Consider the following 15,185-nt stretch of genomic DNA (forward strand, 5'->3'; position numbering starts at 1 on the left):
TAAAGGGAGGTTAATAAATGATAGAATCTAAACCATGGTTGAAATTGTATCCTAAAGAGATACCTGCCACGATCGAGTACTCCTCTGACCCGATTCAGACATATTTGGAAAATTCCGCTGCAAATTATCCAGATAAAGTTGCCATTCATTTTATGGGCAAGGAGTTAACTTTTAAACAGTTGCATGAGGAGGCCGTAAAGTTTGCCGGATATCTGCAAAACCACATCGGCATTATAAAAGGAGACCGTGTTGCCATCATGCTTCCGAATACGCCGCAGGCAGTCATTAGCTATTTTGCAATTCTGCTGGCCGGAGGAATTGTCGTTCAAACGAACCCGCTGTATACGGAACGTGAATTAGAATATCAAATGAAAGATTCAGGGGCAAAAGCCATCGTCACCCTTGATATCCTTTATCCTAGAGTAACAAAGGTAATGCCGCAGACAGGACTAAAGCATATCATCGTCACTTGCATTAAAGATTACTTGCCGTTTCCTAAAAATCTTCTGTATCCCTTTATTCAGAAAAAACAATACGGACTGGTCGTTAAAGTAAAGCATGAAGGAAATTCACACTTGCTTTCAGAAATTCTAAAAATGAAACCGCTTAAACTGACCAAGTATGAGATCAATCCTGATGAAGACCTTGCATTGCTCCAATATACGGGAGGGACAACCGGTTTTCCAAAAGGCGTAATGCTGACGCATAAGAATTTAATGGCCAACACGACAATGAGCGAGAAATGGATGTACAAATGTCACCCTGGTGAAGAAACGATTCTTGGCATTGTTCCTTTTTTCCATGTTTATGGTATGACTGTTTGTATGCTGTTATCGATAAAAATGGCTGGCAAAATGATTCTCATGCCAAAATTTGATGCGTTAGAAACGTTAAAAACGATTCACAAACAACGTCCTACACTTTTTCCTGGGGCACCGACCATCTATATCGGTCTGCTGAACCATCCTGATATAAAGAAATATGATCTGTCTTCCATTGAGGTCTGCATCAGTGGATCCGCCCCACTTCCGTTAGAGGTCCAGCAGAAGTTCGAAGAGGTAACGAATGGTAAGCTAGTCGAAGGCTATGGATTATCAGAAGCATCACCAGTGACACATACGAATTTCCTGTGGGATGTGGAAAGGGTAAAAGGCAGTATTGGGGTTCCATATCCGGATACAGAGGCAAAAATCATTGCTGTTGGTTCAGAAGAGCCGCTGCCCCCTGGTGAAATTGGCGAAATTGTCATTAAAGGGCCTCAGGTCATGAAAGGCTACTGGAATCGGCCTGATGAAACCGCCGAAGTTTTGAAAGACGGCTGGCTGTATACCGGTGATCTTGGCTATATGGATGAAAAGGGCTATTTTTATGTGGTTGATCGCAAGAAGGATATGATCATCGCCGGAGGGTACAATATTTATCCCAGAGAAATCGAGGAAGTATTGTATGAGCACCCGGATGTAGTGGAGGTTGTAGCTGCAGGTGTTCCTGATCCATATCGCGGCGAAACCGTTAAGGCTTACATCGTCTTAAAGGAAGGCGCAAAGGTTACCTCAGAAGAAATGAATCAATTTGCCAGAAAATATCTGGCAGCCTATAAAGTGCCGAGAATATATGAGTTCAGAGACGAATTACCTAAAACAGCCGTTGGAAAAATTTTAAGAAGACAGCTTGTCGAAGAAGAAAAGAAAAAAATCGATGAACAAAATAAAAACCATGCTTAATCCGAACAATTTTAATTTTTTTTTGCAGTAAGCTTGTCCCAACAGCATAGATCATAGATAAAAATTTGTTGCTTGAAAGTCAATTTGTTTTCTTGACAGACATGCCGATAAAATCTATTATAAAAATATGAATGATGATTCATTCATATTTTTCTTTTTAAATTTTTCTTCAAAGAAGGGATTACAATGAAGAAGACAAAACCAAAATACATGCAGATCATTGATGCCGCAGTGGTAGCGATTGCGGAAAACGGCTATCACCAAGCACAAGTATCAAAAATTGCGAAGCAGGCGGGAGTCGCCGACGGGACCATTTATCTTTATTTCAAAAATAAAGAAGATATTCTTATCTCTCTCTTTGAAGAAAAAATGGGAACTTTTATTGAAAAAATAGAGCAAATGATAGCAGGAAAAAAGACCGCAACGGAGAAGTTATTAAAGATGATTGAAACTCATTTTGAATTGCTTTCAGCCGATCATCATCTTGCCATTGTTACACAGTTGGAATTACGTCAATCCAATAAAGATTTACGATTGAAAATTAATGATGTGTTGAAAGGTTATTTAAAGGTGATTGATAAGATACTGATTGAAGGCAAGGAAAATGGTGAGTTCTCAAACAATCTTGATATTCGTCTTGCCCGACAAATGGTTTTTGGCACAATTGATGAAACAGTTACGACATGGGTGATGAATGAAGAAAAATATGATTTAAAAGCTTTGGCATCCCCAATCCATAATATGTTTATCAATGGATTTGGCGGTTGCTAGGGTCTGAACAAAGGGGGAATTTATTGGGATGGACTATTTAAAATGGTCAAGTCAGGACAGGATTGCCACGATTACCATACAACGTCCGCCGGCAAACGCGCTTTCATCAGGTCTTTTACGGGAATTATCAGCAGTGCTGGATGAAATCGAACCAAACCGCGACATTAGGGTGATTGTGATTCATGGAGAGGGACGCTTTTTCTCAGCCGGGGCAGATATTAAGGAATTTACCACGCTTAATTCTTCAGAAGGGTCTTCAAATTTTGGTAAGTTTGGACAAGATTTGTTTGACCGGATCGAAAAGTTTCCAAAACCAATCATTGCCGCCATTCACGGTGCTGCGCTTGGCGGCGGTTTAGAGCTGGCCATGGCATGCCATATCCGCTTGGTTAGTGAAACCACGAAACTGGGGCTGCCTGAACTCCAGCTTGGGATAATTCCTGGTTTTGGCGGAACACAGCGGCTGCCAAGGTATGTTGGAATGGCTAGAGCAGCCGAAATGATGTTTACCTCAGAGCCAATAACCGGGCTGGAGGCAGTGGAATACGGTCTGGCTAATCATGCATATCCGGAGACAGAAGTATTGGGAGAAGCGTTAAAGCTGGCACAAAAAATTGCCAAGAAAAGCCCTGTTTCGCTTCATGCGGCTATTCAACTATTAAACTATGCCAAAACGGGCGAATTCTATGAAGGTATGAAAAAAGAAGCGGAGTTATTTGGAGAGGTCTTTGTGTCAAATGACGCGAAAGAGGGGATCCAGGCTTTTATTGAAAAAAGAGAGCCGCATTTTAAAGGAGAGTAAACATATCTATTTAATAATTTTTTAGCTCCAATTTTTTCAATCTTTTTAACTGAACAAATGTTTGAATTTTTTAGGAGGCGCTAGATCATGAATATTTACGTATTAATGAAGAGAACCTTTGATACCGAAGAAAAAATTACATTAAGCGGCGGAAAGATCAACGAAGATGGTGCTGAATTCATCATCAACCCTTATGATGAATATGCCATTGAGGAAGCAATTCAAGTCCGCGATGCAAATGGCGGTGAAGTAACAGTTATTTCTGTTGGCAGCGAAGAGGCTGAAAAGCAATTGCGCACTGCGCTTGCAATGGGCGCTGATAAAGCAGTTCTTATCAATACAGAGGACGATGTTGAAAACGGCGACCAATTTACTACTGCCAAAGTTCTTGCTGAATATTTAAAAGATAAAGAAGCTGATTTAATTTTAGGCGGGAACGTTGCGATTGATGGCGGATCTGGCCAAGTCGGACCACGTGTTGCGGAACTGCTCAATATTCCCTATGTAACTACGATTACGAAATTAGAGATCGATGGTAACAATGTAACAGTGACCCGTGATGTTGAAGGTGATTCCGAAGTAATTGAGACAAGCCTGCCACTGTTAGTAACAGCGCAGCAAGGTTTGAACGAACCGCGCTATCCATCGCTTCCTGGGATTATGAAAGCGAAGAAGAAGCCGCTTGAAGAATTAGAATTGGATGATCTTGATTTGGATGAAGAAGATGTGGAAGCAAAAACAAAGACAATCGAAGTGTATTTGCCGCCTAAAAAGGAAGCTGGAAAAGTCTTAGCAGGAGAGCTATCCGATCAAGTAAAAGAGTTGGTTCATCTGCTTCACACTGAAGCAAAAGTAGTCTAATTAGCACATCAAATTTTTGAAAATGAGGCGGAATGCCGTTTAACGTGAGTTAATGCTAACCAATGAAAGCGGATTGGCCATACTAATGTAATGCCTTTTCCGATTCTGTTCACACCGCCTGCATTGGCTGGTGAGAGATATTTGTTCGTTTTTTCAAAGTTAAATGGTGGCGCGGAAGGCCATAGTTCGTATACAGGGGGTAAACTCATATGTCCAGAAAAGTATTAGTATTAGGAGAAGTTCGCGACGGCTCCTTACGTAACGTATCCTTCGAAGCAGTGGCTGCAGCAAAAACGGTGGCTGAAGGTGGAGAAGTTGTCGGAGTATTACTTGGTGAGAATGTAAGCGATTTAGGTACAGAATTAATTAAAAACGGTGCAGATCGTGTCGTTGTAGTAGAAGATGCCAAATTGGCTCAATATACTTCTGATGGGTATTCCCAAGCAATCCTAGCTGTAATTGATCAAGAGCAGCCGGAAGGACTGGTTTTCGGTCACACGGCCCTTGGGAAAGACCTATCACCAAAACTCGCTGCCAAACTCGAATCCGGCCTGATTTCAGATGCAACTGCAGTTGAAGTGGCTGGAGGAAATGTTGTGTTTACAAGACCTATCTATTCAGGCAAGGCATTCGAAAAGAAAATCGTCACAGACGGATTAATTTTTGCAACCGTTCGTCCTAATAACATCACACCGTTAGAAAAAGACGAATCAAGAAGCGGTGAAGTTACTTCTCTTTCCGTTGAAATTAAAGACCTTCGTACGATCATCAAAGAAGTGGTGAGAAAGGCAACTGAAGGCGTTGACCTGAGCGAAGCAAAGGTAGTTGTTTCCGGTGGGCGCGGAGTCAAGAGTGCTGAAGGCTTCAAACCATTAAAAGAATTGGCCGACGTATTAGGCGGTGCAGTAGGTGCTTCCCGAGGTGCATGTGATGCTGAATACTGCGATTATTCGCTGCAAATCGGTCAAACTGGTAAAGTTGTTACACCAGATCTTTATATCGCTTGTGGTATATCTGGCGCCATCCAGCATCTTGCCGGGATGTCAAACTCCAAAGTAATTGTTGCAATCAACAAGGATCCAGAAGCAAATATCTTCAAAGTAGCAGACTACGGAATCGTCGGCGACCTGTTTGATGTTGTCCCAATGCTAACGGAAGAATTTAAAAAGCTAAAAGTTCATCAATAATAAGAAAAGCGCAAGCGCCTTGGTCATCGCTGGACAATAAGAGAAGCGGGCAGCATAGAGACTGCTCGCTTTTTGCATAGCCCGTTTGTATCCGGGGAAAAGTACTTAGGAAACAAATTATTAGCTTGATTTTTCAATCAATGTTATACTTTCGGTAGTATTTGAAAGTAATTTGTAGGAGGTTAAGTAAATTATGGCAATTTCTCACATAACAGATCAAAACTTTTCAGCTGAAATAAGCTCTGGCCTTGTTCTGGTAGATTTCTGGGCACCATGGTGCGGTCCATGTAAAATGATTGCTCCTGTTTTGGAAGAACTTGACGCTGAAATGGGCGATAAAGTGAAAATTAAAAAATTGGATGTGGATGATAATCCACAAACTGCTTCTAACTTTGGTGTTATGAGCATCCCAACACTATTGGTATTCAAAAATGGCGAGGTCGTTGACAAAGTAGTCGGCTTCCAGCCAAAAGAAGCTTTGGAAAGCGTCCTGCAAAAGCACATCTAATCAATTTATTACGCCAAAGCCTTAACCGGAATCTTTCTGGTTGAGGCTTTTTTACATAATTTCGTGCTTTTCTTTACAGGCGGATTGTTTTAATATGGATAGGAAAGTGAATTGCCAGAAAGGAGTGGCCGGAATGAATGAAACGATTAAACAAAAACTGACATTGCTGCCTGATCAGCCTGGCTGCTACTTAATGAAGGACCGTCAGGGAACGATCATTTATGTTGGCAAAGCTAAAGTCTTAAAAAACCGTGTTCGATCGTACTTTACCGGATCGCATGACGGTAAAACCCAGCGGCTTGTCCAGGAAATTGAGGACTTTGAGTATATTGTAACCTCCTCTAATATTGAGGCATTACTGCTGGAATTGAATTTAATCAAAAAGCACGATCCTAAATATAATGTGATGTTGAAAGATGACAAAACCTATCCGTTTATCAAGCTGACAGCGGAACGACATCCAAAGCTCATCATCACCAGAAAAGTCAAAAAGGATAAAGGAAAATATTTTGGCCCTTACCCAAACGTTGGTGCTGCAAATGAAACGAAAAAGTTGCTAGACCGGATTTATCCTCTAAGAAAATGCGCGACCTTGCCGGATCGCGTTTGTTTGTATTACCATCTTGGGCAGTGCCTGGCACCATGTGTGAATGACGTGAGTGAAGAACAGTACAAACAAATAACTGATGAAATTACCCGTTTTTTAAATGGCGGGTATAAAGAAATAAAAAAAGAACTGACCGAGAAAATGACAGCTGCTGCCGAGGAACTTGATTTTGAACGGGCCAAGGAGTATCGCGACAAAATTGCTCATATTGAAACGATTATGGAAAAACAAAAGATTACGATGACGGATTTTACCGACCGCGATGTGTTTGGCTACGCTGTTGACAAAGGTTGGATGTGTGTGCAGGTCTTTTTTGTCCGTCAGGGAAAAATGATTGAGCGCGACGTCTCGATGTTCCCCGTCTATAATGAACCGGAGGAAGAAATCTTGACCTTTCTTGGTCGTTTTTACCAACAACCGAATCATTTTAAGCCAAAGGAAATTCTCATTCAGGACGAAGTAGATGTGCATATGGCGGAGCAGCTTCTAGAAGTAAAAGTACTGCAGCCAAAGAGAGGACAAAAGAAGGATCTCGTCAAGTTGGCGATTAAAAATGCCAAAATTGCTTTGAATGAGAAATTCTCGCTAATTGAAAAAGATGAAGAAAGAACGATTAAGGCGGTGGAAAATTTGGGAGAACTTCTTGGAATTTATACACCGCATCGCATTGAATCTTTTGATAACTCCAATATTCAAGGAACTGACCCGGTTTCAGCAATGGTTGTCTTTACTGATGGAAAAGCGGACAAACGTGAGTATCGGAAATATAAAATCAAATCGGTTCAAGGGCCTGATGATTACGAATCGATGAGAGAGGTAACAAGAAGGAGATATTCCCGCGTTCTGAAGGAAAACCTGCCGCTGCCGGATTTAATTATTATTGATGGTGGCAAAGGACATGTGGAAGCAGTCAGAGACGTGCTGGAAAATGAACTCGGCCTGGATATTCCCTTGGCAGGCCTGGTAAAGGATGAGAAGCATAGGACTTCACAGCTTTTGTTCGGTAATCCGTTAGAAATGGTTCCCCTACCACGAAATAGTCAAGAATTTTATTTGCTGCAAAGGATTCAAGATGAGGTTCACCGGTTCGCCATCACCTTTCACCGCCAAACACGCGGCAAAAATGCTTTCCATTCCATGCTGGACGATATTCCTGGCGTTGGTGAAAAGCGGAAAAAGCTGTTATTAAAGCATTTTGGCTCCGTGAAAAAAATGAAGCAGGCAAGCCTGGAGGAATTCACAGCAATTGGGCTGCCGCATCACGTTGCCGAAGAACTGTTAAAAAAATTACAAACATAGCAACAACCGCAGTACCTGCTTCAGCGAAAAAATGGTGTCAGGCACTATCTGAATCATTCACATAGTGCCTGGCACCGAAGCCTATACCGAATCTTTTTGATCCCATTTGACTGTAAAGCGGACGATATTGGCTTTTTTTATTGGGTGTTCAAAGGTTTCAGTTATCACTTGTTTTTGCCGTTCGATTTGTTGGGCCAGGAAGCCTGCCTCCAGCTGAAAGAATTGCTCAGCTTTTGATTTTACCCGGGATACAAGCAGCGGGCTGGTTAATTCAAATTCCATTTCGGTTTTTGTTTCATTTTTTAATACAAGATGTCCCCACGAAGCTTGATCGAAAAATTCGACAATTTTGTCGTAATCATCCAATGGATATTTACGTGCGAGGTGTTTACCAGCCCAATATAATATTTCCGGGGTATCTTTTCCCAATATATCAGGTAAAAGAATTTCCCGAATTAATTCATATCCAAAGATGGAAATGGACCTGGGATCATCAGTATTGATTAATTGTTTTGAAGCTGTGCTTTCGTTCACAAGTTTCCCCTCTTTCTACCATTCTATTATATACAATTTGAGTAAAGTTTCAGCACTGTTTTTTAAAAAAGGGTTGTGAAGAGCGGATTATTATATTAGGAATATTTACTAATTTTCCTGATAATTTATTGTTCCCTAAACGAGAAAAATTCCAGCCAAAATTTATTGGGAATACATCCAAAAATTGCCGGAATAATTTATCGTTGCAAAGATGACCAGGAGGATTTTTTAAAACTATTATAATAGCAATATATTTTAAATATTTTATCTATTAACGATAGAATATGTATCCGTTTCCTTGACGCTCTATGTTGTTGGGAGTACAATGTACATGTCACATAATTGTCACAGTGATGTAAGTTTTTGGGGAAATTTGGGGACTTAACATCATCGTGAAAATTCAAAGGGGGTTCAATTTATTAATGGCGGGTAATCGCGAGTTTTTTAATCGGAGATTGCATTCATTGCTTGGGGTTGTTCCAATTGGCTTATTTCTATTGGTGCATCTCACAGTCAACCACCAAGCAACAGGGGGAGCGGAATCATTTAACCGAGCCGCAAATTTTATGGAGAGTTTGCCATTTTTGCATGTCCTTGAAATCTTATTAATTTTCTTACCTTTATTATACCATGCAATTTATGGCCTATACATTGCCTTTACGGGCACTGTAAACACTGGGAAGTTCGGGTATTTTAGAAACTGGATGTACCTTCTACAGCGGATTACAGGTGTTATTACTCTTATTTTTGTTGCATGGCATGTTTGGGAAACAAGGATTGCAATGATGTTTGGCACACCTCTTAACTACCAAATGATGGAGGATATTCTTTCCTCACCATTTATGATTGGCTTTTACCTTGTTGGGATTATTTCAGCTATTTTCCATTTTTCTAATGGATTATGGTCGTTTATGGTTAGTTGGGGGATTACATTATCGCCTCGTTCTCAAGTGATTTCTACATATGTAACTATGATTATTTTTGTAGTTTTGTCCATCGTGGGAATTCAAACTGTTTTTGCATTTATTTAATAGATTTTGAACGGAAAAATACAGGATTTAGAATTAGGGAGTGACTTACGATATGAGTAATGGCAAGGTGATCGTAGTCGGCGGTGGACTTGCTGGCTTGATGGCAACGATTAAAGTTGCAGAACATGGAACACCTGTAGAATTGTTTTCACTTGTTCCGGTTAAACGCTCTCACTCCGTTTGTGCCCAAGGCGGTATTAATGGAGCAGTAAATACAAAAGGTGAAGGGGATTCCCCATGGATTCACTTTGACGATACAATTTATGGCGGCGACTTTTTGGCAAACCAACCGCCAGTTAAAGCGATGTGTGAAGCAGCACCTGGTATCATAAATCTATTTGACCGGATGGGAGTTATGTTTAACCGTACTCCGGAAGGATTGCTTGATTTCCGACGCTTTGGTGGGACACAGCATCACCGTACTGCATTTGCCGGCGCAACTACCGGACAGCAATTACTATATGCTTTGGACGAGCAGGTGCGCCGTCACGAAGTTGCCGGATTGGTGACAAAGTATGAGGGCTGGGAGTTTTTAGGTGCAGTCCTTGACGATGAAGGTATCTGCCGCGGGATTGTAGCACAAGACTTAAAAACGATGGAAATTAAATCATTTGCTGCTGATGCCGTGATCATGGCGACAGGCGGACCGGGAATTATCTTTGGAAAATCAACTAACTCTGTTATTAATACTGGTTCTGCTGCATCTATTGTTTATCAACAAGGGGCTTATTATGCAAATGGTGAAATGATTCAAATTCACCCAACCGCCATTCCTGGTGATGACAAACTTCGTCTCATGAGTGAATCTGCTCGTGGTGAAGGTGGACGTATCTGGACATATAAAGATGGAAAACCATGGTACTTCTTGGAAGAAAAATATCCTGCATACGGAAACCTGGTACCTCGTGATATTGCAACGCGTGAAATTTTCCATGTTTGCGTTGATATGAAATTAGGTATTAATGGTGAAAACATGGTTTACCTCGATTTATCGCACAAGGATCCACATGAATTGGATGTAAAACTTGGCGGTATTATTGAAATTTATGAAAAATTCGCCGGAGATGATCCGCATAAGGTTCCAATGAAAATTTTCCCTGCTGTTCACTATTCAATGGGCGGTTTATGGGTGGATTATGATCAAATGACAAATATTCCGGGTCTGTTTGCTGCTGGTGAATGTGATTATTCACAGCATGGTGCAAACCGATTAGGTGCGAACTCCTTGCTTTCAGCCGTGTATGGCGGCATGGTTGCCGGACCTAATGCACTTAAATATATTGAGGGACTTGAAAAAAGTTCCGATGCAATATCTTCAACTGTTTTTGATCGCAAAGTTAAAGAAGAACAAGAGAAATGGAATGCAATTATGGCGATGGATGGTACTGAAAATGCGTATGTGCTTCATAAGGAGCTCGGCGAATGGATGACCGCAAATGTTACCGTAGTTCGCTATAATGACAGGCTGTTAAAAACAGATGAAAAAATTCAAGAACTATTAGAACGGTATAAAAACATTAACATTAATGATACGGCAAAATGGAGCAACCAAGGAGCTGCATTCACCCGTCAATTACAAAACATGCTGCAATTGGCACGTGTCATCACTATTGGTGCTTACAACCGTAATGAGAGCCGTGGTGCTCACTATAAACCTGATTTCCCTAAACGTGATGATGAAAACTTCTTGAAAACAACAATGGCGAAATTTGTTGATTCTAGTTCTGCTCCAGCTTTCCATTACGAGGATGTTGATATTTCCTTGATTAAGCCGAGAGAGCGCGATTATACGAAGAAGCATTAAGTGAAAGGGGAGTAGGAAAAAATGGCAGAAACGAAAACAGTTAAATTTATCATTACTCGTCAGGATACTCCGGACTCTAACCCTTACGAGGAGGAATTCGAAGTTCCATATCGTCCCAATATGAACGTTATCTCAGCGTTAATGGAAATTCGGAGAAACCCTGTAAATAATAAAGGTCAGCAGACTGCACCAGTCACCTGGGATATGAACTGTCTTGAAGAAGTCTGCGGTGCTTGCTCAATGGTTATCAATGGCAAGCCGCGCCAAGCATGTTCAGCGCTGGTAGACAAGCTGGAACAGCCAATCCGTCTGGCACCGATGAAAACATTCCCTGTTGTCCGTGACCTGCAAATCGACCGCAGCAAAATGTTTGATTCCTTAAAGAAAGTTAAAGCATGGATTCCAATTGACGGAACCTATGACCTCGGACCTGGTCCGCGGATGCCGGAAACGAAGCGTCAATGGGCATACGAGTTATCTAAATGTATGACTTGCGGCGTTTGCTTGGAAGCATGCCCAAATGTAAATAGTAAAACGAATTTCATGGGACCATTTGTCTTTAACCAAGTTCGTTTATTCAATGCCCACCCAACAGGTGCCATGAACAAGGCAGAACGTCTTAATGCCTTTATGGAGGATGGCGGGCTGACAGGCTGTGGTAACTCACAAAACTGTGTTCAAGCATGTCCGAAGGGTATTCCGATAACAACATCGATCGCAGCCGTTAACCGTGATGCAACCCTTCAATCATTCAAAAACTTCTTTGGCAGTGATAGAGCCTAATCGAAAACAACCTTCTTTTTCCAGTTTTGCTGAAAAAGAAGGTTGTTTTGTTGTTTGCGTTCGAAATCAGGTCGGGAGAAAAAAATAACTTGCTAGATAAGGTTAATAAAAATCTCCTGCTTCAAGGCGAATACAGTCACTACCTTTCCACTGTTCACATATGATATGGTGACTAAATATATACCCACCCCCGGTGCATAACTGGCGAAGGCAAGGAGGGTTACAATACTTGAAGGAGAATGAATATACTCACAAGCCATTACTCACCAAACGAGAAAGGGAAGTATTCGAACTGTTAGTACAAGATAAAACAACAAAAGAAATTGCTGGTGAATTATTTATAAGCGAGAAAACGGTTCGGAATCATATTTCCAACGCAATGCAAAAGCTTGGTGTAAAGGGGCGATCACAAGCAGTTGTAGAACTCCTTCGTATGGGAGAGCTAGAACTATAAACATGGCCGGCATCCGTAATGGAGGCCGGTTCATGCTTTTTAGCGGTGCAAAAGGTAAAATCCTATAAGCAGTGGTTGTTAATCAACAAATCGGATATTCAATAGTTTTACTTGAATTTTTCCTTGAAAAAGTAGAAAATAAGGACAAGTTTACCTTGTCTCGAGGAGAAGCCTATTTTAGGAGTGTAGAATACATGAAACCCGAAAATCCAGAAAGAACTGGGGACATTATTGCTAATATTGAGAAGGATCTACGTTATATCTCCGGAATTATTAAGCAAAAAGGCAGGGAAATGCTGACTAATTATAAGATTACGCCCCCCCAATTTGTCGCCTTGCAATGGCTCTTTGAAGAGGGGGACATGACAATTGGCGAGCTTTCCAGCCGGATGTATTTAGCTTGTAGCACAACAACGGATCTGGTCGACCGTATGGAGAAAAATCAATTAGTTGAACGAGTAAAAGATCCACATGACCGCCGTGTTGTCCAAATTCATTTACTTGAAGAAGGAAAAAGAATTATTGACGAAGTCATTAAAAAACGGCAGGCCTATTTAGCAGAAGTGTTAAAGAATTTTTCAATAGAAGAAATTCAACTTTTGCAAAATAATCTGGAAAAGCTGCATGAAGAAATGCGCTAATTTGAAAAGGATATTTTGCTGGCAGCAGTCTGGTTTTGGCTGGCACAAAAGACGCAGTATTTCAAGAATTTAAATGAGGCGAGAAGTTTTGAAACAACCAATTGGTGTAATAGATTCCGGTGTTGGCGGACTAACAGTTGCAAAAGAAATCATGCGGCAGCTTCCGAATGAAAAAATAATCTACTTGGGAGATACCGCCCGCTGTCCCTATGGTCCAAGAACAGCAAAGGAAGTAAAAAGATTTACATGGGAATTAACTCATTTTTTATTAAAAAAAAATATTAAAATGCTCGTCATTGCCTGTAATACGGCGACGGCAGCGGCCCTTGAGGAAATTCGCCGGGAGCTTCCGATTCCGGTCCTGGGTGTTATTAATCCGGGAGCCCGGGCAGCAGTTAAGCGAACAAAGAATTATCGGGTTGGTGTGATTGGAACTGAAGGAACTGTGAAAAGCGGGGCTTATGAAAGAGCTTTAAAATCGTTAAATAGCCGGCTTTATATTAAAAGTCAGGCCTGTCCCAAATTTGTTCCACTAGTTGAAAGCGGCGAATATGATGGACCGATTGCTGAAAAAATCGTTAGTGAAGCGTTAAAGCCATTAATCGATCAAAATTTAGATACGTTGATCATGGGCTGTACCCATTACCCTTTACTTGGCACACTGATACAAAGGGAAATGGGGGATAAGGTACAGGTGATCAGCTCAGGTGATGAAACGGCTCGGGAGGTAAGTGCCATTTTGGAATATAATGGGCGGCTGGATACTGATGATGATCAGCCGGTTCATGAATTTTATACAACCGGTTCAACATGGATTTTTTCAAAAATTGCTTCCCAATGGCTCGGGCCACAATTTCCTGTCAACCAGGTAAAAAAGATTAAGCTATAAGAAGGACCTCCTTTGATTAAAAGGAGGTTCTGGTTTTTACTACTCTTTCGATATCAACATTAATTTTTCTTTCTAAAGCCGGTCTAATTTTTTTATAGGCTCGTATATATGATAGTACAAACTGTCTTTGGGGGGAAAAATATGCTCAAACATAAAGGGAAAATCCTCGGATATACGATCCTTACATCTGCAATGCTGTTGTCAGGGTGCGGCTTGCTTGGCGGTGAAACAAAACAAAAAATTGATCCGCCAAAAACTATATCGGTTGCGGATCCGAAAGAAAGTAAAAAAGCGGCAGCAAAAAACACAGAAAACACAGTGAAGACCGAACTTTACCTGATTGATAAAAATGGCTATGTTGTCCCGCAAACCCTTAATTTGCCTGCGACCAAATCGGTGGCAAAACAAGCGCTTGATTATCTAGTGGTTAATGGTCCTGTTGCTGAGAGTCTGCCAAATGGGTTTAAAGCTGTATTGCCTGAAGGAACAGACCTGTCGGTAGATGTAGCGGATGGTGTAGCGACCGTTAATTTTTCAAAGGAATTTAAGAACTACCAGCCTGAGGATGAACAGCGAATTCTTCAATCAGTAACATGGACATTGACACAATTTGATAATATCAATTCAGTCAAGCTGAAACTGAATGGCCACCCCTTAACGCAAATGCCAGTCAAGGGGACCCCTATTAGTGAAAACCTCTCCAGGGCTGCGGGGATCAATTTTGATTTGACTGATGTAGTGGATATTACCAATACAAAGCCTGTAACGGTTTATTTTATCGGTGGTGAAGAAGGTTCCTATTATTATGTTCCGGTTACACGGAGAGTCAGCAACAGTGAAAAGGATAATATTGCTGCGGCTGTGACGGAATTGGTAAAAGGGCCTAGTGAAAAATCAAATCTCGTATCTGATTTTATGTCGGATGTAAAGCTTTTGGATCCGCCGAAAGTGGAGGACGGGAAAGTAACCTTAAATTTTAATAAGAATGTCTATGGCAGCTTTGAGGAAAAGGTGATTTCCCAACATTTATTAGATGCCTTGGTTCTTACTTTAACCGAACAAAAAGGAATTGAAAAAGTAGCGGTTCAAGTAAATGGTAAGGCTGAGATCAAGAGTGATCAAGGGAAGAATCTTTCAGAGCCAGTAACACGTCCAGAAAAAGTAAACACCGGTAGTTTTTAAAAGGAGATTTTTGTTATACTATATAAAGGACTGTGAAAGGAGGTTGGCTGGTAAGCCGCCTCTTTCTTATTTAATGAAAATGCGTCTTGAAATGAAGGAGGAAGCATT

General features: G+C 41.1%; 15 protein-coding genes. 14 read left to right on the plus strand and 1 reads right to left on the minus strand.

Features of this window, described 5'->3' with window-relative positions; genetic code table 11:
• Positions 1-17: 17 nt before the first annotated feature.
• From JK635_RS02885 to uvrC, 7 genes are all read left to right on the plus strand, one after another.
• Positions 18-1,724: an AMP-binding protein gene (locus tag JK635_RS02885; RefSeq protein ID WP_202652218.1), complete on the plus strand. Its 1,707-nt coding sequence runs from the start codon at positions 18-20 to the stop codon at positions 1,722-1,724.
• A gap of 186 nt (positions 1,725-1,910) precedes the next feature.
• A complete protein-coding gene (gene fadR, locus JK635_RS02890; protein WP_202652219.1) occupies positions 1,911-2,495 on the plus strand; it encodes a fatty acid metabolism transcriptional regulator FadR in 585 nt (194 codons plus the stop codon).
• 28 nt (positions 2,496-2,523) lie between these two features.
• A complete protein-coding gene (locus tag JK635_RS02895) occupies positions 2,524-3,297 on the plus strand; it encodes an enoyl-CoA hydratase (RefSeq protein WP_202652220.1) in 774 nt (257 codons plus the stop codon).
• An 87-nt stretch (positions 3,298-3,384) separates the two neighbouring features.
• Entirely contained in the window at positions 3,385-4,158 is a 774-nt protein-coding gene (locus JK635_RS02900; RefSeq protein WP_202652221.1) for an electron transfer flavoprotein subunit beta/FixA family protein, read from the plus strand.
• 209 nt (positions 4,159-4,367) lie between these two features.
• Positions 4,368-5,345: an electron transfer flavoprotein subunit alpha/FixB family protein gene (locus tag JK635_RS02905; RefSeq protein ID WP_202652222.1), complete on the plus strand. Its 978-nt coding sequence runs from the start codon at positions 4,368-4,370 to the stop codon at positions 5,343-5,345.
• Positions 5,346-5,538: 193 nt separating this feature from the next.
• Positions 5,539-5,853: a thioredoxin gene (trxA, locus tag JK635_RS02910; protein ID WP_202652223.1), complete on the plus strand. Its 315-nt coding sequence runs from the start codon at positions 5,539-5,541 to the stop codon at positions 5,851-5,853.
• Between the two features lie 133 nt (positions 5,854-5,986).
• The gene (gene uvrC, locus JK635_RS02915; RefSeq protein WP_202652224.1) at positions 5,987-7,759 is read left to right on the plus strand and encodes an excinuclease ABC subunit UvrC; all 1,773 of its coding nucleotides are present in this window, start codon (positions 5,987-5,989) and stop codon (positions 7,757-7,759) included.
• Between the two features lie 81 nt (positions 7,760-7,840).
• On the opposite strand, the gene JK635_RS02920 is transcribed toward uvrC, so the two are convergent.
• The gene (locus tag JK635_RS02920; RefSeq protein ID WP_202652226.1) at positions 7,841-8,293 is read right to left on the minus strand and encodes a YslB family protein; all 453 of its coding nucleotides are present in this window, start codon (positions 8,291-8,293) and stop codon (positions 7,841-7,843) included.
• Positions 8,294-8,715: 422 nt separating this feature from the next.
• Here JK635_RS02920 and JK635_RS02925 point away from each other — a divergent pair, with 422 nt between their 5' ends.
• The 7 genes from JK635_RS02925 to JK635_RS02955 all read left to right on the plus strand — a co-directional run bounded on the left by JK635_RS02925 (position 8,716) and on the right by JK635_RS02955 (position 15,077).
• Entirely contained in the window at positions 8,716-9,324 is a 609-nt protein-coding gene (locus JK635_RS02925) for a succinate dehydrogenase cytochrome b558 subunit (RefSeq protein ID WP_202652227.1), read from the plus strand.
• Positions 9,325-9,376: 52 nt separating this feature from the next.
• The gene (gene sdhA, locus JK635_RS02930; protein WP_202652228.1) at positions 9,377-11,128 is read left to right on the plus strand and encodes a succinate dehydrogenase flavoprotein subunit; all 1,752 of its coding nucleotides are present in this window, start codon (positions 9,377-9,379) and stop codon (positions 11,126-11,128) included.
• Positions 11,129-11,149: 21 nt separating this feature from the next.
• A complete protein-coding gene (sdhB, locus tag JK635_RS02935; RefSeq protein WP_202652229.1) occupies positions 11,150-11,911 on the plus strand; it encodes a succinate dehydrogenase iron-sulfur subunit in 762 nt (253 codons plus the stop codon).
• Between the two features lie 229 nt (positions 11,912-12,140).
• The gene (gerE, locus tag JK635_RS02940; RefSeq protein WP_009796032.1) at positions 12,141-12,365 is read left to right on the plus strand and encodes a spore germination transcription factor GerE; all 225 of its coding nucleotides are present in this window, start codon (positions 12,141-12,143) and stop codon (positions 12,363-12,365) included.
• 194 nt (positions 12,366-12,559) lie between these two features.
• Positions 12,560-13,006 carry a MarR family winged helix-turn-helix transcriptional regulator gene (locus tag JK635_RS02945; RefSeq protein ID WP_202652230.1) on the plus strand — a complete coding sequence of 149 codons (447 nt, stop codon included), beginning with the start codon at positions 12,560-12,562 and terminating at the stop codon, positions 13,004-13,006.
• Positions 13,007-13,094: 88 nt separating this feature from the next.
• Positions 13,095-13,895 carry a glutamate racemase gene (racE, locus tag JK635_RS02950; RefSeq protein WP_306792898.1) on the plus strand — a complete coding sequence of 267 codons (801 nt, stop codon included), beginning with the start codon at positions 13,095-13,097 and terminating at the stop codon, positions 13,893-13,895.
• Between the two features lie 141 nt (positions 13,896-14,036).
• Complete coding sequence (locus JK635_RS02955; protein WP_202652232.1) at positions 14,037-15,077, plus strand: GerMN domain-containing protein; 1,041 nt, start codon at positions 14,037-14,039, stop codon at positions 15,075-15,077.
• Positions 15,078-15,185 lie beyond the last annotated feature (108 nt).

This window comes from Neobacillus paridis, from assembly GCF_016765675.1.
GTDB lineage: Bacteria > Bacillota > Bacilli > Bacillales > Cytobacillaceae > Neobacillus > Neobacillus paridis.

Bases quoted from the DNA above. Each gene is read 5' to 3' on its own strand.
- JK635_RS02885 (WP_202652218.1), top strand. From the start codon at position 18: ATGATAGAATCTAAACCATGGTTGAAATTGTATCCTAAAGAGATACCT.
- fadR (WP_202652219.1), top strand. From the start codon at position 1,911: ATGAAGAAGACAAAACCAAAATACATGCAGATCATTGATGCCGCAGTG.
- JK635_RS02895 (WP_202652220.1), top strand. From the start codon at position 2,524: ATGGACTATTTAAAATGGTCAAGTCAGGACAGGATTGCCACGATTACC.
- JK635_RS02900 (WP_202652221.1), top strand. From the start codon at position 3,385: ATGAATATTTACGTATTAATGAAGAGAACCTTTGATACCGAAGAAAAA.
- JK635_RS02905 (WP_202652222.1), top strand. From the start codon at position 4,368: ATGTCCAGAAAAGTATTAGTATTAGGAGAAGTTCGCGACGGCTCCTTA.
- trxA (WP_202652223.1), top strand. From the start codon at position 5,539: ATGGCAATTTCTCACATAACAGATCAAAACTTTTCAGCTGAAATAAGC.
- uvrC (WP_202652224.1), top strand. From the start codon at position 5,987: ATGAATGAAACGATTAAACAAAAACTGACATTGCTGCCTGATCAGCCT.
- JK635_RS02925 (WP_202652227.1), top strand. From the start codon at position 8,716: ATGGCGGGTAATCGCGAGTTTTTTAATCGGAGATTGCATTCATTGCTT.
- sdhA (WP_202652228.1), top strand. From the start codon at position 9,377: ATGAGTAATGGCAAGGTGATCGTAGTCGGCGGTGGACTTGCTGGCTTG.
- sdhB (WP_202652229.1), top strand. From the start codon at position 11,150: ATGGCAGAAACGAAAACAGTTAAATTTATCATTACTCGTCAGGATACT.
- JK635_RS02945 (WP_202652230.1), top strand. From the start codon at position 12,560: ATGAAACCCGAAAATCCAGAAAGAACTGGGGACATTATTGCTAATATT.
- JK635_RS02955 (WP_202652232.1), top strand. From the start codon at position 14,037: ATGCTCAAACATAAAGGGAAAATCCTCGGATATACGATCCTTACATCT.